This is a genomic window from Inquilinus sp. YAF38 (assembly GCF_052113205.1).
Classification (GTDB): Bacteria; Pseudomonadota; Alphaproteobacteria; order DSM-16000; family Inquilinaceae; genus Inquilinus.
This window is the reverse complement of sequence record NZ_JBFRCU010000050.1, coordinates 39,861-52,895: the sequence shown is the minus strand read 5'-3', so window position 1 is coordinate 52,895 and position 13,035 is coordinate 39,861. Positions and strand designations below refer to the sequence as shown.

12 protein-coding genes and 1 riboswitch are annotated in these 13,035 nt (G+C 70.4%); of the genes, 9 read left to right on the top strand and 3 right to left on the bottom strand.

Features of this window, described 5'->3' with window-relative positions; all coding sequences use genetic code 11:
• The 4 genes from AB4Z01_RS21505 to metA form a co-directional block, all read left to right on the top strand.
• The coding region (locus tag AB4Z01_RS21505) for a cell wall hydrolase (RefSeq protein WP_441697359.1) at positions 1–1,128 on the top strand (1,128 nt) is incomplete at its 5' end.
• A 157-nt stretch (positions 1,129–1,285) separates the two neighbouring features.
• Complete coding sequence (locus AB4Z01_RS21500; RefSeq protein ID WP_441697356.1) at positions 1,286–2,581, top strand: MFS transporter; 1,296 nt, start codon at positions 1,286–1,288, stop codon at positions 2,579–2,581.
• Positions 2,582–2,592: 11 nt separating this feature from the next.
• Positions 2,593–3,645 (top strand): TAXI family TRAP transporter solute-binding subunit, encoded by a 1,053-nt coding sequence (locus AB4Z01_RS21495; protein WP_441697353.1) that lies wholly within the window; start codon positions 2,593–2,595, stop codon positions 3,643–3,645.
• A 73-nt stretch (positions 3,646–3,718) separates the two neighbouring features.
• Positions 3,719–3,824, top strand: a riboswitch (SAM-I-IV-variant riboswitch).
• A gap of 40 nt (positions 3,825–3,864) precedes the next feature.
• Complete coding sequence (metA, locus tag AB4Z01_RS21490; RefSeq protein ID WP_441697350.1) at positions 3,865–4,785, top strand: homoserine O-acetyltransferase MetA; 921 nt, start codon at positions 3,865–3,867, stop codon at positions 4,783–4,785.
• A 209-nt stretch (positions 4,786–4,994) separates the two neighbouring features.
• Here the strand turns inward: metA and AB4Z01_RS21485 are convergent, their stop codons facing one another.
• Positions 4,995–5,630: a glutathione S-transferase family protein gene (locus AB4Z01_RS21485; protein WP_441697348.1), complete on the bottom strand. Its 636-nt coding sequence runs from the start codon at positions 5,628–5,630 to the stop codon at positions 4,995–4,997.
• Positions 5,631–5,721: 91 nt separating this feature from the next.
• Between AB4Z01_RS21485 and AB4Z01_RS21480 the strand changes: the two genes are divergently transcribed.
• The 3 genes from AB4Z01_RS21480 to AB4Z01_RS21470 are packed head-to-tail and all read left to right on the top strand — an operon-like array spanning position 5,722 to position 8,367.
• Positions 5,722–7,107 carry a leucyl aminopeptidase family protein gene (locus AB4Z01_RS21480; protein ID WP_441697362.1) on the top strand — a complete coding sequence of 462 codons (1,386 nt, stop codon included), beginning with the start codon at positions 5,722–5,724 and terminating at the stop codon, positions 7,105–7,107.
• A gap of 40 nt (positions 7,108–7,147) precedes the next feature.
• A complete protein-coding gene (locus tag AB4Z01_RS21475) occupies positions 7,148–7,504 on the top strand; it encodes a MarR family winged helix-turn-helix transcriptional regulator (RefSeq protein ID WP_441697345.1) in 357 nt (118 codons plus the stop codon).
• A complete protein-coding gene (locus AB4Z01_RS21470) occupies positions 7,501–8,367 on the top strand; it encodes a C40 family peptidase (protein ID WP_441697342.1) in 867 nt (288 codons plus the stop codon). Before AB4Z01_RS21475 ends, AB4Z01_RS21470 begins: the two co-directional genes overlap by 4 nt.
• A gap of 124 nt (positions 8,368–8,491) precedes the next feature.
• Here the strand turns inward: AB4Z01_RS21470 and AB4Z01_RS21465 are convergent, their stop codons facing one another.
• On the bottom strand, positions 8,492–9,424 hold the full coding sequence (locus AB4Z01_RS21465; RefSeq protein ID WP_441697340.1) for a 2-hydroxyacid dehydrogenase: 933 nt from the start codon (positions 9,422–9,424) through the stop codon (positions 8,492–8,494).
• Positions 9,425–9,715: 291 nt separating this feature from the next.
• On the opposite strand from AB4Z01_RS21465, the gene cysE reads away from it, so the two are divergent.
• On the top strand, positions 9,716–10,573 hold the full coding sequence (gene cysE, locus AB4Z01_RS21460) for a serine O-acetyltransferase (protein ID WP_441697337.1): 858 nt from the start codon (positions 9,716–9,718) through the stop codon (positions 10,571–10,573).
• Between the two features lie 52 nt (positions 10,574–10,625).
• Positions 10,626–11,450, top strand: a complete 825-nt coding sequence (locus AB4Z01_RS21455) for an arylamine N-acetyltransferase family protein (RefSeq protein WP_441697334.1) — start codon at positions 10,626–10,628, stop codon at positions 11,448–11,450.
• Here AB4Z01_RS21455 and AB4Z01_RS21450 read toward each other — a convergent pair.
• Positions 11,437–12,810, bottom strand: coding sequence for an Nramp family divalent metal transporter (locus tag AB4Z01_RS21450; RefSeq protein WP_441697331.1), 1,374 nt, complete (start codon positions 12,808–12,810; stop codon positions 11,437–11,439). The genes AB4Z01_RS21455 and AB4Z01_RS21450 overlap by 14 nt on opposite strands.
• Positions 12,811–13,035 lie beyond the last annotated feature (225 nt).

Here is a 13,035-nt window from a genome sequence, read left to right as displayed (position 1 = left end):
GTGCAGGCGACCACCGAGCCGCCCCTGGCCCCGGCCGAGGGTCTGGCGGACACGGCGGCGGTGGAGCCCGTCGCCGCTCCGGCGGCCCAGCCCGGCACCGCGGCCCTGATCGATGTCGCCCCGAACGAGGTGAAGCCCGTGGTCGTCGCCTCGCTGGGACCGATGGCGGAATTGCTGGCCGAGACCGCCGCCGCGTCGCCGGCCTCGATCGCGCCGGTGGCCGCGGTGATGCCGGCGACCGCCGATCCGGTCCCGGCCCAGCCTGCCCTGGCCGCCCTGTCCGGATCGGGGTCGGCGGTCGTCGCGGCCGATGCCGTGGCCACGGTGCAGCCCGCCGCGCCCGCCGCCGCGCCGGTCTCGGCCCGGTCGCGCTCCTCGCTGCTGCGGGTCGACCGGCCCGAGCCGGAGGAGACCGAGCGGCTCGACGTCGCCCTGGCCCGCGCCGTGTCGCTGCTTCAGCCGGCGGGCGCCCCCTGGCTGCGCGACGCCGAGGCCGACGGCGCCGGCCGTCGCCTGACCGGCTGTGGCCCGGGCGACTTGGCCTGCACCATCTTCGTCTCCGCCGGCGGCACCGCGCTCGACCAGCCCTCGCCGCTGCTGCGGCAGTACGGGTCGGCGCCGATGAGCATCGGCGGCGTGCCCCTGCCGCCCGAGCCGACCGAGGCGGAGCGCGCGCTGCGCTGCCTCGCCTTCACCGCCTATACCGAGGCCGGCAACCAGGGCACGCGCGGCATGGCGGCGGTGGTCTGGGTGGTGATGAACCGCATCGCCGTGGCCGATGATTTCGGCGAATCGCCCTGCGAGGTGCTGGCCGATCCGGGCCAGTTCGAGCCGCTGTCGCGCCCGCGCTTCCGCGCCTTCGCCAAGGCGGTGCGGGGCGGCGGCATGCCGAAGTTCCCGCAGCCGCTCAGCGCCCAGGACGAGATCCTGCAGCGCACCGCGCGCCTGGTGGTCTGGCAGATGCTGGATGGCTATTTCGCCGACGACCCGACCGACGGCGCCCAGTACTTCTTCGCCCCGGCGGCGATGCGGGCGCTGGGCCGCGGCATGCCGGCCTGGACCAACCGCTTCCGCCGCACCGCCGCGATCGGCGACCACGTCTTCTACCGGCCGAAGCGCGGCGGCTGACCCGGCGCCGTCCCGCCGATCATCCGGCGGCCAGGGGCTGGTCCGCCCGGCTGTCCGACCCACCTTAACTGCGGGCCGGGACCATCGGGCGGCTTGCCCTGAAATCGTCACGAATCTTCCCTGGCCCCGGCCTTTCGGCCGACCTAGAACGGACGTGATGGCTGCCACCACCCCCGCTTCTGCGACACCTTCGCTCGGTTCGGTCCTCCTGGCCGTCGCGCCGCTGCTGTTCAGCGCCGCGATCATGATCATGGGCAACGGGCTGTTTGGCACGCTGCTCGCGGTGCGGATGGATCTCGACGGCTTCGATGTCGGCACCATCGGCTTCGTGCTGGCCTTCTATGCCGGCGGCTTCGCCCTCGGCACCCTGATCTGCCCGCGGATCGTGCTGCTGGTCGGCCATATCCGCACCTTCGCCGCCTTCGCCGCGATCGCCTCCGCCGCGGCGTTGTTCCACGCCCTCTGGGTCGACCCGATCGTCTGGGCGGCGCTGCGCCTGGTCACCGGCATCAGCATGGCGGTGCTGTTCACCATCATCGAAAGCTGGCTGAACGCCCGCGCCGTGAATGCCGTGCGCGGCCGGGTGATGTCCTCCTACATGGCGGTGAACTACACCGCCTTCGGCCTGTCGCAGCCCTGGCTGACGATGATGGATCCGGCCAGCTTCGCCCTGTTCTCGGTGGTGGCGATGCTGGTGTCGCTGTCGCTGGTGCCGCTGGCGCTGACCCCGGTCGAGACGCCGCCGGTGATCAAGGTCAAGCGCTTCGGCCTGCGCACCCTGATCGCGATCTCGCCGCTCGGCGTCGCCGGCTGCGTCTCGGTCGGGCTGATCAGCGCCGCCTTCTCCGGCATGGGGCCGGTCTATGCCCGCACCATCGACCCCGCGCCGAACTGGATCGCCAGCTTCATGATGACGGCGATCTTCGCCGGCTTCCTGCTGCAATACCCGGTCGGCCGGCTGTCCGACCGCTTCGATCGGCGCCAGGTGTTCCTCGGCATCACCATCTCTCTGGCCCTGATCAGCGCAGCTCTGGCGCTGTTCGGCGGCAGCTCGATGACACTGCTGCTGGTGCTGCTCGCGGCCTTCGGCGGGCTATCCTACACCATCTATCCGCTCAGCCTCAGCCACGCCAACGACTTCATGACGCCGGAGCAGCTGGTGCCGGCCGCCGCCGGCCTGCTGCTGTGCTACGGCACGGGCGCGATCTTCGGGCCGATCGTGGCGTCGCAGGTGATGCAGCTGCTGGGCCCGGATGGGCTGTTCGTCTGGACTGGGTCGGTCGCGGCGCTGCTGGCGCTGTTCACCGTCTACCGCATGACCCGGCGCGCGGCGAAGCCGAACGAGGAGCAGGGCAGCTTCGTCTCGGTGGCGCCGACCACCACGGCGGTGGCGGCCGAGCTCGATCCGCGCGCGCCGGACGAGACGCCGCCGACCATGCGCGACGCCGCCTGAAGGGAACCGCCATGCCGCTCACCCGCCGCCGCCTGCTGACCACGGTGCTTCCCGCCGCCGGGATGGCCGCGGCGGGGTTCGGCGAGGTGCTGCCGGCGCGGGCGCAGGACCCGCTGTTCTTCCGCATCGGCACCGGCACCACCGGCGGCACCTATTTCCCGATCGGTGGCATCATCGCCGGCGCCATCTCCGGGCCCCCGGGCCTGCCGCCGTGTGGCAGTGCCGGCGGCAGCTGCGGCGTCTCCGGCCTGATCGCGGTCGCCCAGGCCAGCGCCGGCTCGATCGACAATATCCGCCGAATCCAGAATGGCGAGTTCGATTCCGGCCTGGCCCAGGCCGACGTCGCTTTCGCCGCCTATGCCGGCGAGGGGCCGTTCGCCGGTGAGCCGCCGGTGATCGGCCTGCGCGCCATCGCCCATCTGTTCTCCGAATTCGTCCATATTGTGGTGCCGGCGGACAGCCCGGTGCAGTCGGTCGCCGACCTCAAGGGCAAGCGCGTCTCGGTCGGCGCCGAAGGCTCCGGCACGATCTACGACATCCGCCTGATCCTGGCCGCCTACGGCCTCAAGCAGACGGATGTGACCGAGGTCTATGAGCGGCCGGAGCCTTCGGCCGACCTGCTGGCCGAAGGCGGGCTCGACGCCATGGTGATGACCGGCGGCCCGCCGCTCGGGGTGATCGCCGACCTGGCGCGGCGGCGGCCGATCCGGCTGCTGCCGATCACCGGGCCGGAGGCCGAGGCGCTGATCGCCAAGGTGCCGTTCTTCGCCCAGGAGCCGATCCCCGCCGGGCTCTATGACGGCGTCGCCGTGGAGGTGCCGGCCCTGTCGGTCGGGGCGATCTGGCTGGTGGCGGAGCGGATCGAGGAGGCCACGGTCTACGAGATCGCCCGTGCCCTGTGGCAGAAATCGACCCTGGACCTGCTGGCCGCGGGCCATCCGCGCGGCAAGGAGATCTCGATCGACGGCGCCGCGCGCGGCCTCGGCGTGCCGCTGCATCCCGGCGCCGCCCGCTATTATGCCGAGCATGCGGTGCTGAGCCTGCCGGCCCGGGCCACGCCCTGAGCCGAGGCCCGGCGGGCCGGACGACGCCGCGCATTCATCCAGTTGAAATCTGCGGGCGGACCCCGTAGAACTGGCGGCACATCAGGAGTTGGGCATTGCCCGACGCCAACCTGCTTCCCGAGCAAGGTGGCGCCCCCGAGAGGGGGGATGTGGTCGAACCGACAACCAAACGGGTCCATCCACAATCGGTCCTGCTCACGACACGCGGAACAGAGCCGAATGCCGATCAAGATTCCGAACGACCTGCCCGCCCGCTCCGTCCTCGAGGCGGAAGGGGTCATGGTGATGCTCGAGGCGCAGGCCGTGCGGCAGGACATCCGGCCGATGCGGATCGGCCTGCTGAACCTGATGCCGAACAAGGTCAAGACCGAGACCCAGTTCGCCCGGCTGCTCGGCGCCTCGCCGCTGCAGGTCGAGCTGACGCTGGTCAAGATGACCAACCATGTGCCGCGCAACACGCCCAGCGACCACATCTTGTCCTTCTATCGTGACTGGCAGGACGTCCGGGCCGAGAAGTTCGACGGCTTCATCGTCACCGGCGCGCCGGTCGAGACGATGCCGTTCGAGCAGGTGACCTATTGGGACGAGCTGCGCCGGGTCTTCGACTGGACGCAGACCAACGTCCATGGCTGCTTCAACATCTGCTGGGGCGCCCAGGCCGCCGCGCATCATTTCCACGGCGTGCCCAAGCACGCGCTGCCCGAGAAGAAGTTCGGCGTGTACCGCCATCGCATCATCGAGGCGGCCTCGCCCTATCTGCGCGGCTTCTCCGACGATTTCACCATCCCGGTGTCGCGCTGGACCGAGAACCGGCGCGAGGACATCCCGGCCGCCAGCGGCATGAAGGTGCTGATGGAGTCGGACGAGGCCGGGCTGTGCCTGCTGGAAGATGCCAGCCGCCGGTCGCTGCACATGTTCAACCATGTCGAATACGACACTGACACGCTCGGCGACGAGTATTTCCGCGACGTCGCCGCCGGCAAGGCGATCGCCCTGCCGCACGACTATTTCCCGGGCAACGACCCCGAGCGCCGGCCGCAGAACCGGTGGCGCAGCCACGCCCATCTGCTGTTCGGCAACTGGATCAACCAGATCTACCAGACCACGCCTTACGACGTCGGCGACATCGGGCGGGGTTAGCCGGGGGTTGGAGCGGGTTGATTTGGGCCGGATCGATCAGCCTATCGCACGAAGGAGCTGATTTTGCCTCTCCCGTTTACGGGAGAGGTCGGAGACGCGAAGCGGCTCCGGGTGAGGGCTCTTTGTCGAGGCCTGGGCCAACCCTCACCCGGTCTCGCTGCGCGAGCCCGACCTCTCCCGCCAGGCGGGAGAGGCACTACAAAGACGCTCTAAAAGGTGAGCACCCAGGGCTCGGCCAGTCCAGCCTCGACCCAGCGTCGCATCGCCGGCAGGGCCAGGACCGCGTCGGCATAGGCCCGGCAGGCCGGGTCGAGCGGCACGCGGTAGCGGTCGAAGCGGATGACGACCGGGGCGTACATGCAGTCGGCCGCGCTGAAGGCGCCGAACAGGAACGGCCCCTCGGCCCCGGCCGCCTCGCGGCACTGCCGCCAGATCGCGGTGACGCGGGCGATGTCGGCCTCGGCCGCATCGCTGCGGGCCTGGCCGGGATCGGATGGCGCCAGGTCCATCGGCAGCTCGTTGCGCAGGCCGGTGAAGCCGCTGTGCATCTCCGCCGAGATCGATCGGGCCAGCGCCCGGCGGGCCGGGTCGCTCGGCCACAAAGCGAGATCCGGGAAGCGCTCCGCCAGATATTCCAGGATCGCCAGGCTGTCCCAGACCGTCGTCCCGTCGTCGATCAGGGCCGGCACCTTGCCGCTCGGCGAATGGCTGAGGATCGCCTCCTTCGACCCGTCGCGGTAGAGCGGGATCAGGATCTCCTCGAAGGCGATCTCATGATGCGCCAGGGCCAGCCAAGGCCGCAGCGACCAGGAGGAGTAGCGCTTGTTGCCGATGATGAGGCGCATGACGGTCCGCTCGGGCTGAGGGGTTGGCAAGGGAAACGGGCTGGAGCATGGTGTGCCGCCCCGAGTTCCCGAACGCAAGAAGGCCTGCGCCGTGCTGCCGAATCTGGTCGATGCCGCCGAGGGAGAGACCGTCTCTCTGATCCCGCTCAGCAAGGCCGCGCTGGATGGCTGGCGCGCCGTCGCGACGCCGGCGCGGCGGGCCTGGGCCGAGGCCAACGGCTTCGCCGCGGAATCGGGCCGCACCCTGGCGCTGCCGGGCGAAGGCGGGCGGGTCGACGCGATCCTGGTCGGAGTCGACTCCGCCTCCGACCCCTGGGCCTTCGCCGGGCTGCCGACCGGGCTGCCGGCGGGCACCTACACGCTGGATGATTCGGCCGAGCCGGCGACCGCCACCACCGCCGCCTATGGCTGGGCGCTCGGCGGCTACCATTACGGGCGCTACAAGGGGCCGGAGCGGGTGTCGGCCAAGCTGGTCTGGCCGCAGGCCGCCGACCGCGCCGCGGTCGAGCGCGCGGCCAGCGCCACCACGCTGGTGCGCGACCTGGTCAACACCCCGGCCAACGACCTCGGCCCGGCCGAGCTGGCCGCGGCGGCCGAGGCGCTGGCGAAGGAATTCGGCGCCCGTTTCAGCGTCATCACCGGCGACGAGCTGCTGACCCGCAACTACCCGATGATCCACGCCGTCGGCCGCGCCGCCAGCCGGGCGCCGCGGCTGATCGACATCACCTGGGGCGACCCGTCGGCGCCGAAGGTGACGCTGGTCGGCAAGGGCGTCGTCTTCGATTCGGGCGGACTCGACCTCAAGGATTCCGGCAACATGCTGCTGATGAAGAAGGACATGGGCGGCGCTGCCCATGCCCTCGGCGTCGCCCGCATGGTGATGATGGCGCAGCTGCCGGTGCGGCTGCGCGTGCTGGTGCCGGCGGTCGAGAACGCGGTGTCCGGCGACGCCTTCCGGCCGATGGACGTCTATCGCAGCCGCAAGGGGCTGACGGTCGAGATCGGCAACACCGACGCCGAGGGCCGGCTGGTGCTGTGCGACGCGCTGGAGGAGGCGTCGTCGGAGAAGCCGGAGATCATCGTCGACTTCGCCACCTTGACCGGCGCCGCCCGGGTCGCGCTCGGCACCGATGTGCCGGCGATGTTCTCGAATGACGACGCCACCGCCGACGCACTGGCCGCTGCCTCGCGCCGGGTCGAGGACCCGCTGTGGCGCCTGCCGCTGTGGCAGCCCTACAACCGGCTGCTGAAATCCGGCATCGCCGACATCAACAACGCACCCGACACGCGCTTCGGCGGGGCCATCACCGCGGCCCTGTTCCTGGAGCGTTTCGTCGCCCCGGGCGTGCCCTGGGTGCATATCGACCTCTATGCCTGGAACGCCGCCGACCGCCCGGGCCGGCCGAAGGGCGGCGAGGCGATGACGATGCGGGCGGTCTACGCCCTGCTGGAGGAGCGGTTTGGAGGCCGGCGCTGATTCGATCGACCGTATCGCCGTCGCCGGGGACGGGAGCGGCATGACCGTCGCCCTGACCTCGCTGCAGGCGCTGGAGTTGTGGCGCCACGCCCTGACCGCGGCGGTCCGGCGCGAGGCGCCGGACCTGTCGTCGCGGCAGATCGCGCTCCTGCTCACCATCTATCTGACCCCGGCGCCGCACACGGTGCGCGGCCTGTCCTCGACCCTGCACATCTCGAAGCCGGCGGTGACCCGGGCGCTCGATCGTCTGGGCGAGCTCGGCCTGACCCGCCGCACCGTCGACACGGCCGACCGGCGCAACGTGCTGATCGAGCGGACCGAGGCCGGGCAGTCCTATCTCGACGGCTTCGCCGATCTGGTGCGCCAGGCGGCCAGCATGATCGGCGTCGCGGCGTGACCGAGCTGGACCGCAAGCTGGTGCCGTGGCGGCCGGACCTCGCGGCGATGAGCCTGCGCGGCGTTCATGCGGCGGAGCGCTACGCCGCCGGCACGCTGCACCAGGCAGTCCGCGGCATCGTGCCGATGCGCTCGGCGCCCGACGCATCGCGCGGCCAGGCGACCGAGATGCTGCATGGCGAGACCATCACGGTCTATGAGGTCAAGGACGGCTGGGCCTGGGGCCAGCTCATGGCGGACGGCTATGTCGGTTATGTCGAGGCGGCCGGCCTGTCCGACCGGATCGCCGCGCCGACCCACCGGGTGCGGGCCTTCCGCGCCTTCCTCTACCCGGGCCCCGACTTCAAGCTGCCGCCGGTCCGCGCTCTGAGCTTCCGCAGCCCGGTCGAGGTGATCGAGACGGCGAAGGGCTATGCCCGGATCCGCGAGGCCGGGGAACCCGGCGGCTGGCTGCCGGAGGTGGCGCTGGGGCCGCTCGACGCCGCCGAGCCCGACGTGGTGGCGACGGCGCAGCGCTTCCTCGGCGTGCCCTATCTCTGGGGCGGCCGCTCCAGCCTCGGCATCGACTGCTCCGGCCTGGCCCAGCTCGCCTGTGCCGCCGCCGGCCACGCCATCGAGCGCGACACCTACCGCCAGGCGCAGACCGCCGCGACGCTGGTCGGGACCGATGAGGGCGCCGGGCTGCAGCGCGGCGACCTGGTCTATTTCCCCGGCCATGTCGGGCTGATGGTCGACGGCGAGACCCTGATCCACGCCAATGTCCGCGCCGCCTGCGTCTCCCTCGACCCGGTGCGCGAGGTCACGGCCCGGTCCCAGGCGGCGGACGGCAAGGGCATCACCGCGGTGCGGCGGTTCGAGCGGTAGGTCCGCCGTCTGCGGCTTCTCGAAGCCAAAACCCCGTTTCGTCATCCCCGCGAAAGCGGGGATCTCGTCACGTCTCAACCGGATAGAGATTCCCGCTTTCGCGGGAATGACGACGTGTGAGGGGCTAATACCCCCGCGACCGGTCGACCACATCCTCCATCGGCTCACCGCGCTCGAAGCGGGCGATCTGCTCCGCCAGGCGCAGGGTCGCGTAGGTCGCGTTGTTGTTGGCGGCGACATGCGGCGTCAGCACCACCTTCGGATGGGTCCAGAACGGGTGGTCGGGCGGCAGCGGCTCGGTCCGGAACACGTCCAGCACCGCGCCGGCGAGATGGCCGGAATCGAGCGCCGCCACCAAGTCGGCATCGACCAGGTGATGGCCGCGCCCGGCATTGATCACCCAGGCGCCGCGCGGCAGGGCGGCGAACAGCCGGCGATCGAGAATGTTCTCGGTCTCCGCCGTCAGCGGCAGCAGGCAGACCAGGATCTCGGATTGCGCCAGGAAGGCGTCGAGCCGGGCCGCGCCGGCAAAGCCTTCCACGCCCTCGACCGCCTTCGGCGTCCGGCTCCAGCCCGCCACCCGGAAGTTCAGCGCCATCAGTGCCCGCGCCACGGCGCCGCCCAGCGTGCCGAGGCCGAGAATGCCGACCGTGACGTCGCGCGCCAGCCGCTGGTCGTGCTGCCGCCACACCCCCGCCGCCCGCTGGGCGCGGTAGGTCCGGGCCTGGCGGTGGATCGCCAGCACCTGCTCGGCCACGAACTCGACCATGCCCTCGGTCAGGCTGAGATCGACCATGCGCACCAGCGGCACGTCGGCCGGCAGGGTCGGGTCGCGCAGCATGGCGTCGATGCCGGCGCCGAGCGAATAGATCACCTTGAGGTTGGGCAGCCCCGCCAGCATCCCGGCCGGCGGCTTCCAGACGATGGCATAGTCGATCTCGGCCGGGTCGCCGATCTCGGGCCAGACCCGGACCTCCAGCGCCGGCATCGCGGTGCGCAGCGCCGGCAGCCACTGGGCGGGATCATCGGTGGCCGAGGCGAAGACGGCGACGGGCATTCTGGTGGTTCTCCGGGATCAGCATTCAGAGCGACCGTACGAGATCCCGACCCGCCATTGCCAGCCCAAGCTAGGCGCTGGCGCTCTACACATATGGACCCCAGATCGCTGCAGCTCGTGGTTATAAACACAATTGCATGTTGAAATAAAAATCTAATCACAAGATTCATGTAGTACTAAAGAATTCATCTCCGCTGATGACAAGCCGCCGGGGAAGTCCTATCTCATTTCGATGGTCATTGTTGCCGGGCGCAGCTCCCCGCCGCCCGGCCCGGCAAAGGGGAAGAGGTCATGCCCGACACCGCCCTGGCGCGGAAGGCCGAAATTGCCGGCCCGATCGTGTTCGACCGGAACGCCGAGGTCTTCGCGCTGATGCGCGATTCCGCCACCGTCCTGGCGCGGCAGGAGCCGATCCTGGCCCCGGTCGTCGAACGCATCGTGCTCGGCGCCGCGGATTTCAGCGACGCGCTCGCCCGCCTGCTGGCCACCAAGCTGGAATGCGACACCGCCTGCCATGACCGGCTGCTGGCGTTGGCGTCCGAGGCGATGCGCGCCGACCCGACCATCGCCGGCCACGCGGTGCTCGACCTCGACGCCATCAAGGACCGCGACCCGGCGGCACGCAACCACCTGACGCCGTTCCTGTTCTTCAAGGGCTTCCACGCGCTGCAATGGCACCGGGTCGGCCACTGGCTGCTCGGCCAGGGGCGCCACGCCCTCGCCAGCTTCCTGCAGAGCCGGGTATCGGAGAGCCTCGCGGTCGACATCCACCCCGCCGCCCGGATCGGCTGGGGGCTGCTGATCGACCACGGCACCGGCGTCGTCATCGGCGAGACCGCGGTGGTCGGCAACGACGTCTCGATCCTGCACGGCGTCACCCTCGGCGGCACCGGCAAGGAAAGCGGCGACCGCCATCCCAAGGTTCGCGACGGCGTGCTGATCGGCGCCGGCGCCAAGATCCTCGGCAACATCGAGATCGGCGAGGGCGCCAAGATCGGTGCCGGCAGCGTGGTGCTGGCCTCCGTGCCGCCGCACCGGACCGCGGTGGGCGTCCCCGCCCGCATCATCGGCTCGTGTTCGGAGCCACTCCCTGCCCTCACCATGGACCACTCGATCCCGGTGCCGCCCGGCATCGACTTCGTGATCTGACCGCGTCGGGTTAGGCTCCTCCTCCGCAGGCTGCTGCTGTGGGGGAGCCGCTATGACCGACAGCTTCGATCTCGACGCCTATCTGCGCCGGATCGGCCATGACCGGCCGGTGGCGCCGGATCTGGCGACGCTGCAGGCGCTGGTCTTCCGCCACGCCTGCACCATCCCGTTCGAGAATCTCGACCCGTTCCTCGGCCGTACGCCGCTGCTCGATCCCGCTTCGCTGCAGCGCAAGCTGGTGCAGGGCGGCCGCGGCGGCTACTGCTTCGAGCAGAACCTGCTGCTGCGCCTGGCGCTGCTGGCCATCGGCTTCCGGGTGACCGCCCTTGCCGCACGGGTGCTGTGGGGCCACCCGGAGGACCATGTCAGCCCGCGCAGCCATATGCTGCTGCGGGTCGTGCTCGATGACGGGCCACGGATCGTCGATGTCGGCTTCGGCGGCCAGACCCTGACCGGCGTGCTGCGCCTCGAGCTCGGCATCGGGCAGCCGACGCCGCACGAGCCCTTCCGGCTGCTGCCCGTCGACCGCGACCTCAAGCTTCAAACCAAGGTCGGCGAGGAGTGGAAGTCGCTGTACCGCTTCGACCTGCAGGAGCAGTGGCCGGTCGATTACGAGGCGGCCAACTGGTACCTCGCCACCCATCCCGGCTCGCATTTCGTCACCGGCCTGATCGTCGCCCGGCCGCAGCCAGGCAGCCGCCACGCCCTGCGCAATACCGACTACGCCGTGCACCGGCTGGACGGCGGCATCGAACGGCGGACCCTCGCGAACGCCGCCGAGGTGAAATCGGTGCTGGCCGAGGTGTTCGGCCTGGCCCTGCCGGACGGGCTCGACCAAGCCCTGGAGCGACTGCTCCGGCCGGCTACGCCCCGGTGACCCAGTCGAACAGCAGCTTGACGTTGAGCACGATGATGATCGCCGAGACCAGCCAGGCGGTCCATTTCAGCCAGGCCGGGTTGGCGAAGCGGCCCATCTTGGCCCGGTCGCTGGTGAAGGCGACCAGCGGCACCACGGCGAAGGGCAGCTGCAGGCTCAGCACCACCTGGCTCAGCACCAGCAGATGGGCGGTGCCACTCTCGCCATACATCGCGGTGACGATCACCGTTGGCACGATGGCGATGCCGCGGGTGATCAGCCGCCGCAGCCAGGGTCTCAGCCGGATCGAGAGGAAGCCCTCCATCACGATCTGCCCGGCCAGGGTGGCGGTCAGGGTCGAGTTCTGGCCGGAGGCCAGCAGCGCCACGGCGAACAGGGTGCTGGCGATGCCGACGCCCAGCGCCGGTGCCAGCAACTGGTAGGCGTCCTGGATCTCGGCCACCTCGGTCCGGCCGGTGGTGTGGAAGGCGGCGGCGGCCAGGATCAGGATCGCGGCGTTGATGAACAGGGCGAACATCAGCGCCACGGTCGAATCGATGGTGGCGTAGCGGATCGCCTCGCGCTTGCCGGTCTCGGTCCGGTCATAGGCCCGGGTCTGCACGATCGAGGAGTGCAGGTACAGGTTATGCGGCATCACCGTCGCGCCGATGATGCCGATGGCGATGTACAGCATCTCCGGGTTGGTGACGATCTCGGGCGACGGGATGAAGCCGCGGGCGATCTCGGCGATGGCCGGCTGGGCCAGGATCAGCTCGACCAGGAAGCAGCCGGCGATGACCAGCATCAGGCCGATGATGAAGGCCTCGAGATGGCGGAAGCCGCGGTTCTGCAGGTACAGCACCACCATGACGTCGAGCGCGGTCAGCACCACGCCCCATAGCAGCGGGATCCCGAACAAGAGCTGCAGCGCGATCGCGGTGCCGATCACCTCGGCCAGGTCGCAGGCGACGATCGCGATCTCGCACAGCAGCCACAGGGCCATGGCGACCGGCTTCGGGTAATGGTCGCGGCAGGCCTGGGCCAGGTCGCGCCCGGTGACGATGCCCAGCTTGGCGGACAGCGCCTGCAGCAGGATCGCCATCACATTCGACAGCAGGATGACCGACAGCAGCGTGTAGCCGAAGGCCGAGCCGCCGGCCAGGTCGGTCGCCCAGTTGCCCGGGTCCATGTAGCCGACGGCGACGAGATAGCCGGGACCGACGAAGGCGAACAGCTTGCGCAGCCAGCCGACGCCGACCGGCACCGCGATGCTGCGATGCACCTCGGGCAGGCTCGGGGCTGTCGGATCCGTGCGCCAGCCGGAGCCGGCGGCGCTGCCCTGCTGGGCGATGTCCTGGGCCGCGATATCGCTTCTCATCATGCGTGCTCGTTTCTCTCCGCTGCCGCGCAGCGGGCGAAGGTCGTTTGCCGATTCGATCTCCCCGTCCTGTATAATGTAGCCATGGCTACATTCTTGGCAAGCGTCATCACCTTGTCATTTTCCGATCTGCCGGTATGATGCGCCGCAACCGCGCCGGCCTGTGGACCGCGGCGCCGCGGTCCAGACTCATCAATGGGGCCAGGAGGCATCCGGCTCCGAAGGACA

Bases quoted from the DNA above. Each gene is read 5' to 3' on its own strand.
- AB4Z01_RS21500 (WP_441697356.1), top strand. From the start codon at position 1,286: ATGGCTGCCACCACCCCCGCTTCTGCGACACCTTCGCTCGGTTCGGTC.
- AB4Z01_RS21495 (WP_441697353.1), top strand. From the start codon at position 2,593: ATGCCGCTCACCCGCCGCCGCCTGCTGACCACGGTGCTTCCCGCCGCC.
- metA (WP_441697350.1), top strand. From the start codon at position 3,865: ATGCCGATCAAGATTCCGAACGACCTGCCCGCCCGCTCCGTCCTCGAG.
- AB4Z01_RS21485 (WP_441697348.1), bottom strand. From the start codon at position 5,630: ATGCGCCTCATCATCGGCAACAAGCGCTACTCCTCCTGGTCGCTGCGG.
- AB4Z01_RS21475 (WP_441697345.1), top strand. From the start codon at position 7,148: ATGACCGTCGCCCTGACCTCGCTGCAGGCGCTGGAGTTGTGGCGCCAC.
- AB4Z01_RS21465 (WP_441697340.1), bottom strand. From the start codon at position 9,424: ATGCCCGTCGCCGTCTTCGCCTCGGCCACCGATGATCCCGCCCAGTGG.
- cysE (WP_441697337.1), top strand. From the start codon at position 9,716: ATGCCCGACACCGCCCTGGCGCGGAAGGCCGAAATTGCCGGCCCGATC.
- AB4Z01_RS21455 (WP_441697334.1), top strand. From the start codon at position 10,626: ATGACCGACAGCTTCGATCTCGACGCCTATCTGCGCCGGATCGGCCAT.
- AB4Z01_RS21450 (WP_441697331.1), bottom strand. From the start codon at position 12,810: ATGATGAGAAGCGATATCGCGGCCCAGGACATCGCCCAGCAGGGCAGC.